This is a genomic window from Pseudomonas sp. M5A4_2d (assembly GCF_053345295.1).
The window spans coordinates 322,881-336,671 of record NZ_JBKEZW010000003.1 but is presented as its reverse complement, the minus strand read 5'-3'; the positions used below and the strand labels follow the sequence as shown (position 1 = coordinate 336,671).

Below are 13,791 nucleotides of genomic sequence, written 5' to 3'. Positions count from 1 at the left end.
CGATGGCGCAGTGTCAGTCACATTGAAATTGGCTGATCCACCGCTATCGCGGGCAAGCCCGCTCCCACATGTTCAATCCAGATCATCCAAGTATTTCAGTGCGAACTTCTCGGTCGCCTGTCGCGCCGGCAACAACAGATGCGGCGCCACCAGCATCATGATCTGGTACACCACCACCCGCACCTCGCCCTCACGGTCCAGAATCCGCTGGTAATCCAGCGAAAACAGCAAGGTCATGGTGATTTGCTCCACCAGTTGCCCCAGCGCCTGGGTATCACTGACCAACTGCCCCGCCGCCTTGAGTCGCGCCAGTAATGAAGCCAATGTTCGCTTGAGCGCCGTCAGCAAATTACGAATGCCCTTGGCCAGCTTCGGCAGGCGCCCTGCAAGGTTCGACAGGTCCTGAAACAGAAACCGGTAATGGGCCATGCGCTCGACGATCAGGTGCAGGAATAACCAATAGTCCTCGGCCCTCAACTGCGCATCTGCCGGTGGGTCGAGCAGCGGTGCCAGTTCGTTCTGAAAACGCTCGAACAGCCCGAGCACCAACGGTTCCTTGCCATGGAAATGGTAGTAGAGGTTGCCGGGGCTGATCCCCATTTCATTGGCCACCTCCATGGTCGACACGTTCGGTTCGCCCTTGTGGTTGAACAACAGCAGGGCACATTCAAGGATACGGTCGCGGGTCTTCATCCAGTCTTCTTAATGTGATCGTTGAGCTCAGCGCACTCGCACATAAGTGCCGGGCGCCGCTTCCATCGGTGGGTAATTCTGGTTGCCCAGGGCGGTCAGGGTTTCGCGTTGTACGCCGGAGCGTTGTTGAATCCACTCCAGCCACTGCGGCCACCAGCTGCCTTCGACGTGGTTGGCGTCGTAGTACCAGGCGCGTGGGTCGCTGCTCAGCTTGGGGTTTTCGACGTAGTTGGCCTTGGGGTTGCCCGGTGGGTTGAGGATGCTCTGGATATGCCCGCTGTTGGACAGTACGAAGCGTCGCTCGCCGCCCAGCAATTGTGTGGAGCGATACACCGCGTCCCACGGTGTGATGTGGTCGTTGATCCCGGCCACGCTGAAGCTGTCCACCGTGACCTTCTGCAAATCGATAGGTGTGCCGCACACTTCCAGGCCGCCTGGATGGCTTAACGGGTTGTGCTTGAAGAAGTCCAGCAAATCGCCATGCAGCGCGGCGGGCAGCCGCGTGTTGTCGTTGTTCCAGTACAGGATGTCGAACGCTGGCGGTTCCTTGCCCAGCAGGTAGTTGTTGATCCAGTAGTTCCAGATCAAGTCGTTGGGGCGCATCCAGGCAAACACCTTGGCCATGTCGCGACCGTCCAGCACACCTTGCTGGTAGGAGCGGCGCTTGGCGGCTTCCAGGGTTTGTTCATCGGCGAACAGCGTGGCGGGGCTGTCGATCTGGCTGTCCAGCAGGCTCACCAGGTAACTGGCGCTGGAAATGCGCCGCAGCTGGCGCTTGGCTTGCAGGTGGCCCTGCAGCGCGGCGATGGTCAGGCCGCCGGCGCAAGCCCCCATCAGGTTGACCTCGCGGGCGCCAGTGATCGCCCGGCACACATTCAATGCTTCTTCCAGCGCCGCTACGTAGGTGGACAGGCCCCATTCGCGGTGACGCACATCCGGGTTGCGCCAGCTGACCATAAAGGTCTGCAGGCCGTTTTTCAGGGCGTACTGCACAAAGCTGTTGGCCGGGCTGAGGTCGAAAATGTAGTACTTGTTGATTTGCGGCGGCACGATCAGCAGGGGCTTGGCGTACTGTTTTTCGCTCATCGGCTTGTATTGGATCAGCTCCAAGAGCTCGTTGCGAAACACCACTGAGCCCGGGGTGGTGGCGACGGTCTTGCCCACTTCAAACGCGTGTTTGCTGACCTGACTTGGCAGGCCATTGTTGTGCAGCAAGTCGTTAAACAGATTGCTCGCGCCGCGCACCACACTGTTGCCGCCTGAGTTGAGCAACTCCTTGATGGCCAGTGGGTTGAGCAGCGTATTGGAGGGCGAGACAGCATCGTTGAGCAAGGCGAAGGCGAAGTGCGCGCGGGCTCGGTCATCCGCGCTCAAGGCGCTGTCATCGATCCAGTGGCGGGTCTGTTTCTGCCAGCTCAAATAGGCTTGCAGGCTGCGTCGATACAGCGGGTTGAGCTTCCAGGTGGGGTCGATAAAGCGCGCGTCGTTAGGGTTGGGCTCGTGCACGGTTTCGCCCAGTAAGACGCGGCCCAGCTGACCGCCCAGTGCCAGCGCATGACGCGCGGTATGCACCGGGTTGCGCAAGCCGTGAGCTGCAACGCTGCGCAGAGTCGCCAGCAGATCCCGTCCCCTGAGGCCGGTAATCGCATTTTGCGCATTGATGAACGCGGCAGGGATGGGCGCCGGGTTCGTCACGGGTCTTTCTCGCATGAGCCAACACTCCTTCGTCAAGGCAACAACAGGCACGCCAATTCAGAACCATAGTCGGTTCTCGGCAAGTTGCGCGGCGGTGCAGTCCTTACACCGCCGGTCGCGGGTGAATCACAGCCCGCAGGCGCTCCTCCTCGAGAAACTTCATGATGATCGGCGCCACGGCTTCGGCCCGGGTGATCAGGAACAAGTGGCCGTCATCGATGATGTGCAACTGTGCGTTGGGAATGCGCCAGGCGAGCATGCGCATGTTGATCAGCGGGATCAGCGGGTCGTCGTCCCCCGCCAGTACCAGGGTGGGTTGGCGGATTTTGTGCAGCCAGTGAATGCTGGTCCAGCCCAGCCCCGCGAACAGCTGCCAGTAGTAACCCAGCTTGCCGGCCGAGCGCACTTTGCTGGCGTGCTCGGCGGCCAGTTTTGAATCGCGGCGGAACGAACCGCCATAAATCATTGGCGCAATGCGCACCACATGGGACGGCTGGATATAACGCCGGGGGCTGGCCATGAGCCACAGTACCTTCGGCTTGCCCGGCACCATGAATGCACCGGCAGCGGTGGCCGCGAGGATCAGTTTTTTGCAGCGCTCCGGGTAGTCATACGCAAACTGTTGCGCCAGTGCCCCGCCCCAGGAAACACCCACCGCATTCACCTGGCCATAGTCCAGGTAATCGAGCATGCGCGCGGTAAGTTTGGCTAATCCGGGAAATCGATAGGGCCGTTTGGGCGTCGAGGAGCCGCCCACGCCCGGCACATCGAAGGCGATCACTTCCAGGTCCGGGTCCAGCGCCTGGACAAATGGAAACACCAGCTCAAGGTTGGCGCCGATGCCGTTGAAGATCAGCAGCGGCGTCAAGTGAGGCTTGCCCGGGCGCACCGCCGTGCGGATGGTCTGGCCATCCAGGTCGATGGTACGGAAGATGAACGGTTGCGGCATGCTCAAGCCCTGTGGAGTGTTACAGCTGGAATGCAGTCATTGTGGGAGCGGGCTTGCTCGCGAAAGCGGTGTATCAGTATCAGATGTGCTGGCTGGCACACCGCATTCGCGAGCAAGCCCGCTCCCACGTTTGATCCCATTTCAATCCCAAATATGTGTGTTGTTATCTTTCATGCACATAAGTACCCGGCGCAGCCTCAGCTGCGGCATAGGCTTTGTTACCCAAACTTGCAGGTGCTTTCTTCATTTTTCCCGCCCGCTCTGCCTGCCATGCCTGCCAGTGCAGCCACCAGGAATCGGTGTGCTTGGTCGCATTTTCCTGCCACTCCAGCGCCTTGCCCGCCAGCCCATCGCTGGTCTGATAACGCGCCTTGGGGTTGCCAGGCGGGTTGAGGATGCTCTGGATATGCCCGCTGCTGGACAACACAAACTCGACCTTGCCACCAAACAGTTGCGCCGACTTGTAGCAGGACTGCCATGGCGTGATGTGGTCGTTGGTGCCGGCCAGGGAGTAGATGTCGGCGGTGACCTGCTTGAGGTCGATCGGCGTGCCGCACACTTCCAGGGCGTTGGCGCGCACCAGCGGGTTGTTCTTGAACAGCTCGATCAAGTCGCCATGGAAGGCAGCCGGCAAGCGCGTGGTGTCGTTGTTCCAGAACAGGATATCGAACACCGGCGGCTCGTTGCCCAGCAGGTAGTTATTGACCCAGTAGTTCCAGATCAGGTCGTTGGGGCGCATCCAGGCAAACACTTTGGCCATGTCGCGGCCTTCCAGCACTCCGGCCTGGTAGGAGTGGCGCTTGGCCGCCTCCAGGGTCTGTTCGTCGACGAACAGCGCCACCTGGGTGTCGAGGGTCGTGTCCAGCACGCTCACCAGCAGGGTGAGGGCGTTGACCTTCTTTTCTCCCAGCGCGGCGTAGTGGCCCAGCAGCGCAGTGCAGGTGATGCCGCCGGAGCAGGCGCCGAGCATGTTGATGTCTTTGCTGCCGGTAATCGCCGTGACCACATCGACCGCTTCCTTGAGCGCCTCGATATAGGTCGACAGGCCCCACTCGCGCTGGGCCTTGGTCGGGTTGCGCCAACTGACGATAAACGTCTGCAGGCCATTACGCAGGCAGAAGCGCGCCAGGCTCTTCTCCGGGCTCAGGTCGAACACATAGAATTTGTTGATCTGCGGCGGCACCACCAGCAGTGGGCGCTCGTGTACCTGTTCGGTGATGGGCTTGTACTGGATCAGCTCCAGTACATCGTTGCGAAAGACTACCGCGCCTTCGGTGGTGCCCAGGGTCTTGCCCACTTCAAAGGCACCCATGTTGACCTGGCTCGGCATGCCGCCGTTGTGCACCATGTCCTTGGCCAGATGGGACAGGCCATCGAGCAGGCTTTTACCGCCGGTTTCAAAGAAGCGTTTGACCGCCGCCGGGTTGGCCGCACTGTTGGTGGGGGCCATGGCTTCGGTCATCAGGTTGATCACGAAGTGGCCGCGGCTGATGTCCTGTTCCGACAGGTTGCTGTCGCCGATCCAGTCGTGCAGTTCCTTGCGCCACGCCAGGTAGGTTTGCAGGTAACGTTTATAGAGCGGGTTCTGGCTCCAGGCCGGGTCGTGGAAGCGGCGGTCGTCGCTTTCGGGCACCAGCGCGGATTTGCCGAACATCACATTCTTCAATTCGATGCCAAAGTGGGCGACGTGCTTGACGCTGTGCAGCGGTTGCTTGATGGCTTGGGTCAGCACCATCTTCGCCGAGGCTAATAAGTCCTTTTTGCGTAACGCGATGATCGGGTTCAGCCCCAGGGTGTTTTCCGAGGCCTGGCGTTTCAAGTCATCGTTATTCTTGTTACTCATCTACGACGCTCCATTGTCCGAAAGACGAGTACCGGCGATTGCTGCGCACCCAATTTCGATACACGACACCAGCCTGGTACTGCGACTCGGGTGACCGTAAATACCGCATCGTTAAATGCAGGGAACTTGCCAGTTCCATTGGTTACCCGAGTTTAATTTTTTTCGCAAGCGGGCCAATCGTTGGCCACGCGACAGGGCATTCAAGCAGATGAAATTAGAAAATGCCCTCTAAAGAGCAAGAAGCCTGGGCTAGAGCATCAGCCGCACGACCGACTCACTCGGATCGCGGGTTTTACCGGCGGCTTTGAGTTCAGCAAGATAGTCGGCCCACAGCGCTTCCTGGCGTACGGCCAGTTGGTAGAGGTAGTCCCAGGTGAACAGTCCGCTGTCATGTCCGTCGTCGAAGGTCAATTTCAGTGCGTACTGACCGGCCGGTTCTATCTTGATCAACCGGACGTTGAGTTTGCCGAATTGCAGGATGGGTTTGCCGTGGCCCTGGACCTCGGCGGAAGGCGAGTGGGTGCGCAGCAGTTCGGCGGGGAGCTGGTAGACCTCGTCGGGCCCGTAGGTGAGGCCGAGGGTGTTGGAGGTTTTGTGCAGGTTTACAGCGGTAGGGAATTTCGACATTAGCGATGATCCTGAAGGAACCGGCTCAAAATGTGGGAGCGGGCTTGCTCGCGAATACGGAGTGTCAGTCAGCAGATCTGATACTGAGACACCGTATTCGCGAGCAGGCCCGCTCCCACAGTAAAGCAAAGCGGTCCTGAGTGAGGCTTACAGGATATAACGAGACAGGTCTTCGTTCTGCGCCAATTCGCCCAGGTGGCTGTTGACGTACTCAGCGTCGATCTTGATCGCTTCGCCATTCTGCAAGCCTGCCATGTCGCCGGCGCTGAAGGACACTTCCTCCAGCAAGCGCTCAAGCAGGGTATGCAGGCGACGGGCACCGATGTTCTCGGTCTTCTCGTTGACCTGCCAGGCGATCTCCGCCAGGCGCTTGATGCCGTCCGGCAGGAACTCGATGGCCAGGCCTTCGGTTTTCAGCAGCTCACGGTATTGCTCGGTGAGCGAAGCGTGTGGCTCGCTGAGGATACGTTCGAAGTCGCCCGGGGTCAGCGCCTTGAGTTCCACGCGAATCGGCAGGCGGCCTTGCAGCTCCGGCACCAGGTCGCTTGGCTTGCTCAGGTGGAATGCACCCGAGGCGATGAACAGGATGTGGTCGGTCTTGACCATGCCCAGCTTGGTGTTCACGGTGCAGCCTTCGATCAGCGGCAACAGGTCGCGTTGTACGCCTTCGCGCGAGACATCGACGCCACCGGAGTTGCCGCGCTTGGCCACTTTGTCGATCTCGTCGATAAACACGATGCCGTGTTGCTCGACCGCTTCCAGGGCCTTGGCCTTGAGTTCTTCCTCATTGACCAGGCGCCCGGCTTCTTCGTCGCGCACCAGCTTCAGCGCTTCCTTCACCTTGAGCTTGCGGCTTTTCTTCTTGCCCTTGCCCATGTTGGCGAAAAGGTTCTGCAACTGGCTGGTCATTTCTTCCATGCCAGGCGGTGCGGAGATATCGACGCCGGACACTTCGGCGACTTCGATCTCGATTTCCTTGTCGTCCAGTTGGCCTTCACGCAGGCGCTTGCGGAACAGCTGGCGGGTATTGGAATCCGAGGCCGGTGCGGCGTCTTCGTTGAAACCCATGCGTGCCGGCGGCAGCAAGGCATCGAGGATGCGTTCTTCGGCGGCGTCTTCGGCGCGATGGCTGACCTTGGTCATTTCCTGTTCGCGCAGCAATTTCAGCGCGGCGTCGGCCAGGTCACGAATGATCGACTCAACGTCGCGGCCCACATAGCCCACTTCGGTGAACTTGGTGGCTTCGACCTTGATGAACGGGGCGTTGGCCAGTTTGGCCAGGCGCCGGGCGATTTCGGTTTTACCGACGCCGGTCGGCCCGATCATCAGGATGTTCTTCGGCGTTACTTCAACGCGCAGTTCTTCGGGCAGTTGCATCCGGCGCCAGCGGTTACGCAGCGCAATGGCAACGGCGCGCTTGGCATCGTCCTGGCCGATGATATGGCGATTAAGTTCATGGACGATTTCGCGGGGAGTCATGGACATAGTGTTTGGCGGCCTCAAGCGGGAATAAGCCTACGGCTTATTCGGCGAGGTCCTGCTCCTCAATGGTGAAGTTGTGGTTGGTGAACACGCAGATATCGCCGGCGATGCCCAAGGCGGTCTCGACGATTTCACGGGCCGACAGGTCGGTTTTCTTCAGCAAGGCGCTGGCTGCCGCTTGGGCGTAGCCACCGCCGGAACCCATGGCGATCAGGCCATGTTCAGGCTCAACCACATCGCCGTTACCGGTGATGATCAAGGACGCGTCTTTGTTGGCGACTGCCAGCATGGCTTCCAGGCGGCTGAGGGTACGGTCGGTGCGCCATTCTTTGGCGAGTTCGACAGCGGCGCGAACGAGGTGGCCCTGGTGTTTTTCCAGTTGCCCTTCAAAACGCTCGAAAAGGGTGAAGGCGTCGGCGGTGGCGCCGGCAAAGCCTGCGAGCACTTGGCCGTGGTACAGGCGACGCACTTTTTTGGCGTTGCCTTTCATCACGGTGTTGCCAAGGGAAACCTGGCCGTCGCCGCCCATGACGACTTTGCCGTGGCGACGTACTGAAACGATGGTGGTCAAGGGGGAGTCTCCACGCAGCGGGGCGAAAATGCCCTGATGGAAACTCATATGGGGGTGGAGGGAGGGATTTCAACCGTAGGGGGTTATGGCGGACGAGTGGTGTTTATGGGTCCGACACACGTTTGAGCGCGCCCAAAAACCAAATGTGGGAGCGGGCTTGCTCGCGAATACGGTATGTCAGTCGCCGGAAATAGTGACTGATCTACCGCATTCGCGAGCAAGCCCGCTCCCACATGGGGCCTACTGTGTTCTCAGAATCAGCGGCTCTGGCGTTGTTGTAACAACAGGTTACTAAAGCCGGCTCCCGCCAATTGTTTCTGCGCCACGGTCAGCTGTTCGCGGTTGCTGAACGGCCCGACCAGTACGCGATACCAGGTCGCGTCCTTCACTGTGCCGGACTCCACCGTCACCGCTTGGCCCAACAGAATGATCTGAGCCCGCACGCGATCCGCATCCGCCTGTTTCGGGAACGAGCCCGCTTGCAGGAAGAACTTGGTCACCGGCGCAGCCTTGGTGGTCGCGACGGGCGGCGGCGGTGGCGGGGTGATGCCGGCCAGCGCGGCCTGGGCACGCGCCGTGTCGATTTTCGCGGCTTCCGCTGGGGTCACCGGCGTGGTCGGCACTTGCGGCGTCGGCAGGGTTTTCTCCGGCACGGCGTCGGGCGGCACGATCACTTCCGATTCCGGCAGCAGCGTATAGAAGTCGTATTTCGGCTTCACCGGTGCTGTAGGGCTAGGCGCAGTTTTGTTGGCTTCGGCCATTTTTGTGGCCTTCTGCTGCTCTTGCTTGACGCGTTTGACGTCGTCGCCCTTGCCGGGCTCCAGCTTCATCAGAATCACCACAAACGCGCCGACCGCCAGGCCGATAGCCATCCATAGCCAGCCCGGAATAGGTTTCTTCGCCGGTGCCTGATAGCGGCTGGCGCCGCGCTTGGGTGCAGGTTTTTTCTTGGCAGCCAACTTACATACGCTCCAGAGTTTCCAGGCCTAACAGTTCCAGGCCTTGCTTGAGGGTCCGTCCAGCCAATGCGGCGAGGCGCAGGCGACTTTGCTTTTGGGCTTCGTCGTCGGCAGTGAGAATCGGGCAGTTCTCGTAGAAGCTGGAGAACAGGCCGGCGACTTCGTACAAATAGGTGCAGAGGATATGCGGCGTGCCTTTCTCGCCGACGCTGTTCAGCACTTCGCCGAATTGCGCCAGTTTGGCAGCCAGTTCCTGTTCATGCGGCGCTTCAAGATTGATCTGGCCTTCAACTTCGCTGAAGTCCTTGCCCAACTTGCGGAACACACCGGCCACGCGGGTGTAGGCATACAGCAGGTACGGCGCGGTATTGCCTTCGAAGTTCAGCATCAGCTCGAAGTTGAAGCTGTAGTCGCTGGTGCGGTGCTTGGACAGGTCGGCGTATTTCACCGCGCCAATGCCCACCACACGGGCGATGTTGCGCAACTCGGCTTCGGCCAGCTCCGGGTTCTTTTCTTTCACCAGGTTGTAGGCACGCTCCTGGGCTTCGTTCAGCAGGTCGATCAGCTTCACGGTGCCGCCGTCACGGGTCTTGAACGGGCGGCCGTCGGCGCCGTTCATGGTGCCGAAACCCATATGCTCCATGTGCATCGGGTGGGTGACGAAGCCCGCGCGACGTGCCACTTCAAACACCTGCTGGAAGTGCAGGGCCTGGCGCTGGTCGACAAAATACAGGGCGCGGTCGGCTTTCAGCACGCCGCTGCGGTAGCGCACGGCCGCCAGGTCAGTGGTGGCGTAGAGGTAGCCGCCATCGGCCTTGACGATGATCACCGGCAGCGGCTCGCCGTCGGCCGTCTTGAATTCTTCGAGGAACACGCACTGCGCGCCGTTGCTCTCAACCAGCAGGCCCTTGGCCTTGAGGTCGTTGACCACGTTGATCAGGTCATCGTTGTAGGCGCTTTCGCCCATCACGTCGGCCATGGTCAGTTTCACGTTGAGCAGTTCGTAGATTTCCTGGCAGTGCGACAGCGAGATCTCACGGAAGCGGCCCCACAGTTCCAGGCATTCCTTGTCACCGGCTTGCAGCTTGACCACCAGGCCACGGGCGCGGTCGGCGAACTCTTCGGATTCGTCGAAGCGCTTCTTTGCGGCGCGGTAGAAGTTTTCCAGGTCCGACAGCTCGTTGCTGGTAATCGGGTTTTCCTGCAGGTACGCCATCAGCATGCCGAACTGCGTGCCCCAGTCGCCCACGTGGTTCTGGCGGATCACGTCGTCGCCCAGGAACTCCAGCACGCGCGCCACGCCGTCGCCAATGATGGTCGAGCGCAAATGGCCGACGTGCATCTCTTTGGCCAGGTTCGGTGCCGACAGGTCGATGGCCACGCGCTGCAACGGGCCGGCCTTGCGCACGCCAATGCTGGCGTCGGCCAGGGCCGCGTCCAGGCGCGAAGCCAGGGCCTGGGTGTTCTGGAAGAAGTTGATGAAGCCAGGGCCGGCGATTTCAGCCTTGGTGACACTCTCGTCAACCGGCAGCGCGGCGATGATTTTTTCCGCCAGGTCGCGTGGCTTCATGCCGGCAGGCTTGGACAGCATCATCGCGATGTTGCTGGCGAAGTCGCCGTGGGTCTTGTCGCGGGTGTTTTCCACCTGGATCGCCGGCGTCAGGCCTTCAGGCAACACACCTTCGTTGACGAGTTGGGTGAGGGCTTGTTGGATCAGCTGGCGAATGGTGTCTTTCATGGTGTTCTCTTTCGACCGCAAGCGGCGGCGCGCGATGCGCAGGTGGAAAAACTGGGCATTATCCGTGGCGAGGGCGGGCTTGCCAACCGTTCAGACGGGTTGGTAGACCTGCGGGCCTCATCGCGGGCAAGCCCGCGCCCACATTTAAGGGTATTCACATTTCAAAATGTGGGAGCTGGCTTGCCTGCGATAGCGATTTTGCAGTCAATACAAATCTACCGGGTCCACATCCAACGACCATCGCACTTGGCGGCCACTGGGCATTTGCTCCAGGGCAAGCAACCAGCTACTTAACAACCGATGCAGCGGTGCGCGGGACGATGCCTGCAAGAGTAGCTGAGCACGGTAGCGCCCGGCACGACGTTCCATGGGGGCGGGCACCGGGCCGAGCAATTCGATGCCGGTCAGACCCAGTTCGCCCAGCAAACGTTCGGCGGCACTGCACGCCTCATCCAGAAAACTTTCCGCCTGCCCCGGTTTATGTGCTTCAGCCCGCAGCAGGGCCAGATGAGAGAAGGGCGGCAGGCCGGCGGAGCGGCGTTCGCTCAGCGCTTGTTCGGCAAAGGCAAAGTAGCCTTGTTCGGTCAGCTGTATCAGTAGCGGGTGGTCGGCCAGGTGAGTTTGGATAATGACTTTGCCCGGCTCTTCGGCGCGCCCGGCACGGCCTGCGACCTGCACGATCAACTGCGCCATGCGCTCGCTGGCGCGGAAGTCCCCGGAGAACAAGCCACCGTCGGCATCCAGGATCGACACCAGCGTGACGCGTGGAAAGTGATGCCCTTTGGCAAGCATCTGCGTGCCGACCAGAATGCACGGCTGGCCTTTCTGGATGGTGGCAAACAGCTGGTTCATCGCGTCTTTGCGCGAGGTGCTGTCGCGGTCGACCCGCAGCACCGGGTAATCCGGGAACAGGATGCCCAAGCGCTCTTCGGCGCGCTCGGTGCCCGCGCCTACCGGGCGCAGGTCGACTTTGCCGCATTGCGGGCAGTGGCGCGGCACACGCTCTACATGGCCGCAGTGGTGGCAGCGCAACTCGCCGTAGCGTTGGTGCACGGTCATGCGCGCATCGCAGCGCTCGCACTCTGACATCCAGCCGCAGTCGTGGCACAACAGCGTCGGCGCAAAACCCCGGCGGTTGAGAAACACCAGCACTTGCTGGCCGGCGGCAAGGGTCTGGCCGATGGCTTGTTGCATCGGCCCGGAAATCCCACTGTCCAGCGGGCGACTTTTTACATCCAGGCGCAGGAAGCGTGGTTGCTTGGCGCCACCTGCCCGCTCATTCAAGCGCAGGAGCCCATAGCGGCCGGTGTAGGCGTTGTGCAGGCTTTCCAGCGAGGGCGTGGCGGAGCCCAGCACAATCGGGATGTTTTCCTGGCGTGCGCGCACCAGCGCCAGGTCACGGGCGTGGTAGCGCAGGCCTTCCTGCTGTTTATAGGAGCCGTCGTGCTCCTCGTCGATGATGATCAGCCCGGGGTTTTTCATGGGCGTGAACAGGGCCGAGCGGGTGCCGATAATAATGTCGGCCTCGCCGTCCCGCGCCGCCAGCCATGACTCCAAACGCTCACGGTCGTTGACCGCCGAGTGCACCAGGGCGATGCGTGCGTTAAAGCGTTGTTCGAAGCGCGCCAGGGTTTGCGGGCCCAGGTTGATCTCGGGGATCAACACCAACGCCTGTTTACCGGCCTGCAGGGTTTCGCGGATCAGTTGCAAATACACTTCGGTCTTGCCGCTGCCGGTGACGCCGGCCAACAGAAACGCATGAAAGCAGTCGAAACCGGCGCGAATGGCTTCATACGCCGCGCGCTGCTCGGGGTTCAGCGGCAGTTCGGGCTGGGCCAGCCAGTGTTCGTGGCGCGGGTCCGGCGCGTGCTTGCGGATTTCCACCTGCACCAGACCCTTGGCCAACAGCAGGTCGAGGCTGTCCTTGCTCAGCATCAGTTTGCTTAACAGCTGATGGGCCACGCCGTGTGGGTGTTGGGCGAGGGTCGCCAGGGCCTCACGTTGGCGCGGCGCGCGGGCGATGCGTGGGTCATCGAGGCGCGCACCGGGCACCATCGACCAAAAGCGTTCCTGGCGCGCTTCGGCCAGTTCGCCCTGGCGCAACAGCACCGGCAGCGCCCAGCTCAGCGTGTCGCCCAGGCTGTGCTGGTAATACTGGGCTGTCCACAAGCACAGTTTGAACAAGGCGGGCGGCAGCGGTGGTGTGGCGTCGAGAATAGCCAGTGCCGGCTTGAGCTTGTCGGCGGGCACTTCGCTGTGATCGGCGACTTCGATCAGGATGCCGATCATTTCCCGACGACCAAACGGCACGCGCACGCGCATGCCTGGCTGCAACTGTGCCCGCAGCACGCCAGCCGGGGCCCGGTAGTCGAACAGGCGGCGCAGGGGCGAGGGCAGGGCTAGGCGCAAAATGGCGTCGGGCACGCGGGGGTCTCATATAAAGGCAGGCGGTGGCGCAGGGGCGGGAGCCTAGCAGACCTGCTGTGGGGGTGTCCCGCGTTGTTCGGAATACGGCAGCTCAACTGTGGGGGCCGGGCTTGCCCGCGATGGTGGCTTGTCAGTCGCTAGATGGGGTGCCTGAGATATCGCTATCGCGGGCAAGCCCAGCTCCCACATGGACGCTGGTGTGTTGGGTTTTTCTGATGAAAGGGGCTTTTATGTGGGTAAACCACGGGAAGCGCTGCTTGCGCGTTTAAAAAGGTCTGGTAGAATCCGCGGCCTAATTACGTGCGGTATTCGACAATAGTGTCGAGTGGCGGCACGCTAGCCCGAGGAAGTCACCATGAAAGCCGATATCCATCCAGCGTACGAAACCATCGAAGTAACCTGCAGCTGCGGCAACAAGTTCGAAACGCGTTCGAACCTGTGCAAGCCACTGGGTACTGACGTATGCAACGAGTGCCACCCGTTCTACACCGGTAAGCAGAAAACTCTGGACACCGGCGGCCGTGTACAGCGCTTCGCAGATCGCTTTGGTACTTTCGGCAAGAAGCCTGCTGCTACTCCAGCAGAGTAAGGCTCAAAAGCCCTCTGGGTTTTTGCCAGCTGTTGAAAAAGGCGTCCCTTGTGGACGCCTTTTTTGTGCCTGTGATTTGACAGTGCCGCTAAAAAACGACGCTCGAATAAAAAATTGTAGACATTTTTTATGTCAATTGTGAACAGTTGAGCCCTTGTATCCCGTGGCTCTTGGCCGAAAGTCGTAGCGCAGGGCCCTTGACACCTGTGACTGCCCAG

At 60.8% G+C, this 13,791-nt stretch carries 11 protein-coding genes; 1 reads left to right on the top strand and 10 read right to left on the bottom strand.

The window, feature by feature from the left end:
• Nucleotides 1-72: 72 nt before the first annotated feature.
• From ACLBW8_RS12005 to ACLBW8_RS11960, 10 genes are all read right to left on the bottom strand, one after another.
• Nucleotides 73-693 carry a TetR/AcrR family transcriptional regulator gene (locus tag ACLBW8_RS12005; RefSeq protein ID WP_064450294.1) on the bottom strand — a complete coding sequence of 207 codons (621 nt, stop codon included), beginning with the start codon at nt 691-693 and terminating at the stop codon, nt 73-75.
• A 27-nt stretch (nt 694-720) separates the two neighbouring features.
• Nucleotides 721-2,403: a class II poly(R)-hydroxyalkanoic acid synthase gene (phaC, locus tag ACLBW8_RS12000; RefSeq protein WP_447805438.1), complete on the bottom strand. Its 1,683-nt coding sequence runs from the start codon at nt 2,401-2,403 to the stop codon at nt 721-723.
• An 88-nt stretch (nt 2,404-2,491) separates the two neighbouring features.
• Nucleotides 2,492-3,337 (bottom strand): poly(3-hydroxyalkanoate) depolymerase, encoded by an 846-nt coding sequence (gene phaZ / locus ACLBW8_RS11995; protein WP_053253943.1) that lies wholly within the window; start codon nt 3,335-3,337, stop codon nt 2,492-2,494.
• Nucleotides 3,338-3,500: 163 nt separating this feature from the next.
• The gene (phaC, locus tag ACLBW8_RS11990) at nt 3,501-5,180 is read right to left on the bottom strand and encodes a class II poly(R)-hydroxyalkanoic acid synthase (RefSeq protein ID WP_447805437.1); all 1,680 of its coding nucleotides are present in this window, start codon (nt 5,178-5,180) and stop codon (nt 3,501-3,503) included.
• 249 nt (nt 5,181-5,429) lie between these two features.
• Nucleotides 5,430-5,807, bottom strand: a complete 378-nt coding sequence (locus ACLBW8_RS11985) for a gamma-butyrobetaine hydroxylase-like domain-containing protein (protein WP_159953777.1) — start codon at nt 5,805-5,807, stop codon at nt 5,430-5,432.
• A gap of 147 nt (nt 5,808-5,954) precedes the next feature.
• A complete protein-coding gene (gene hslU / locus ACLBW8_RS11980) occupies nt 5,955-7,292 on the bottom strand; it encodes an ATP-dependent protease ATPase subunit HslU (RefSeq protein WP_064450298.1) in 1,338 nt (445 codons plus the stop codon).
• Nucleotides 7,293-7,329: 37 nt separating this feature from the next.
• Nucleotides 7,330-7,860: an ATP-dependent protease subunit HslV gene (gene hslV, locus ACLBW8_RS11975; protein WP_064450299.1), complete on the bottom strand. Its 531-nt coding sequence runs from the start codon at nt 7,858-7,860 to the stop codon at nt 7,330-7,332.
• Between the two features lie 257 nt (nt 7,861-8,117).
• The gene (locus ACLBW8_RS11970) at nt 8,118-8,819 is read right to left on the bottom strand and encodes an SPOR domain-containing protein (protein WP_053253947.1); all 702 of its coding nucleotides are present in this window, start codon (nt 8,817-8,819) and stop codon (nt 8,118-8,120) included.
• A 1-nt stretch (nt 8,820) separates the two neighbouring features.
• Nucleotides 8,821-10,557, bottom strand: a complete 1,737-nt coding sequence (gene argS, locus ACLBW8_RS11965; protein WP_221293736.1) for an arginine--tRNA ligase — start codon at nt 10,555-10,557, stop codon at nt 8,821-8,823.
• A 204-nt stretch (nt 10,558-10,761) separates the two neighbouring features.
• Nucleotides 10,762-12,981, bottom strand: coding sequence for a primosomal protein N' (locus ACLBW8_RS11960; protein ID WP_447805436.1), 2,220 nt, complete (start codon nt 12,979-12,981; stop codon nt 10,762-10,764).
• Nucleotides 12,982-13,339: 358 nt separating this feature from the next.
• Here ACLBW8_RS11960 and rpmE point away from each other — a divergent pair, with 358 nt between their 5' ends.
• Nucleotides 13,340-13,573, top strand: a complete 234-nt coding sequence (gene rpmE, locus ACLBW8_RS11955; protein ID WP_064450303.1) for a 50S ribosomal protein L31 — start codon at nt 13,340-13,342, stop codon at nt 13,571-13,573.
• Nucleotides 13,574-13,791: the final 218 nt, after the last annotated feature.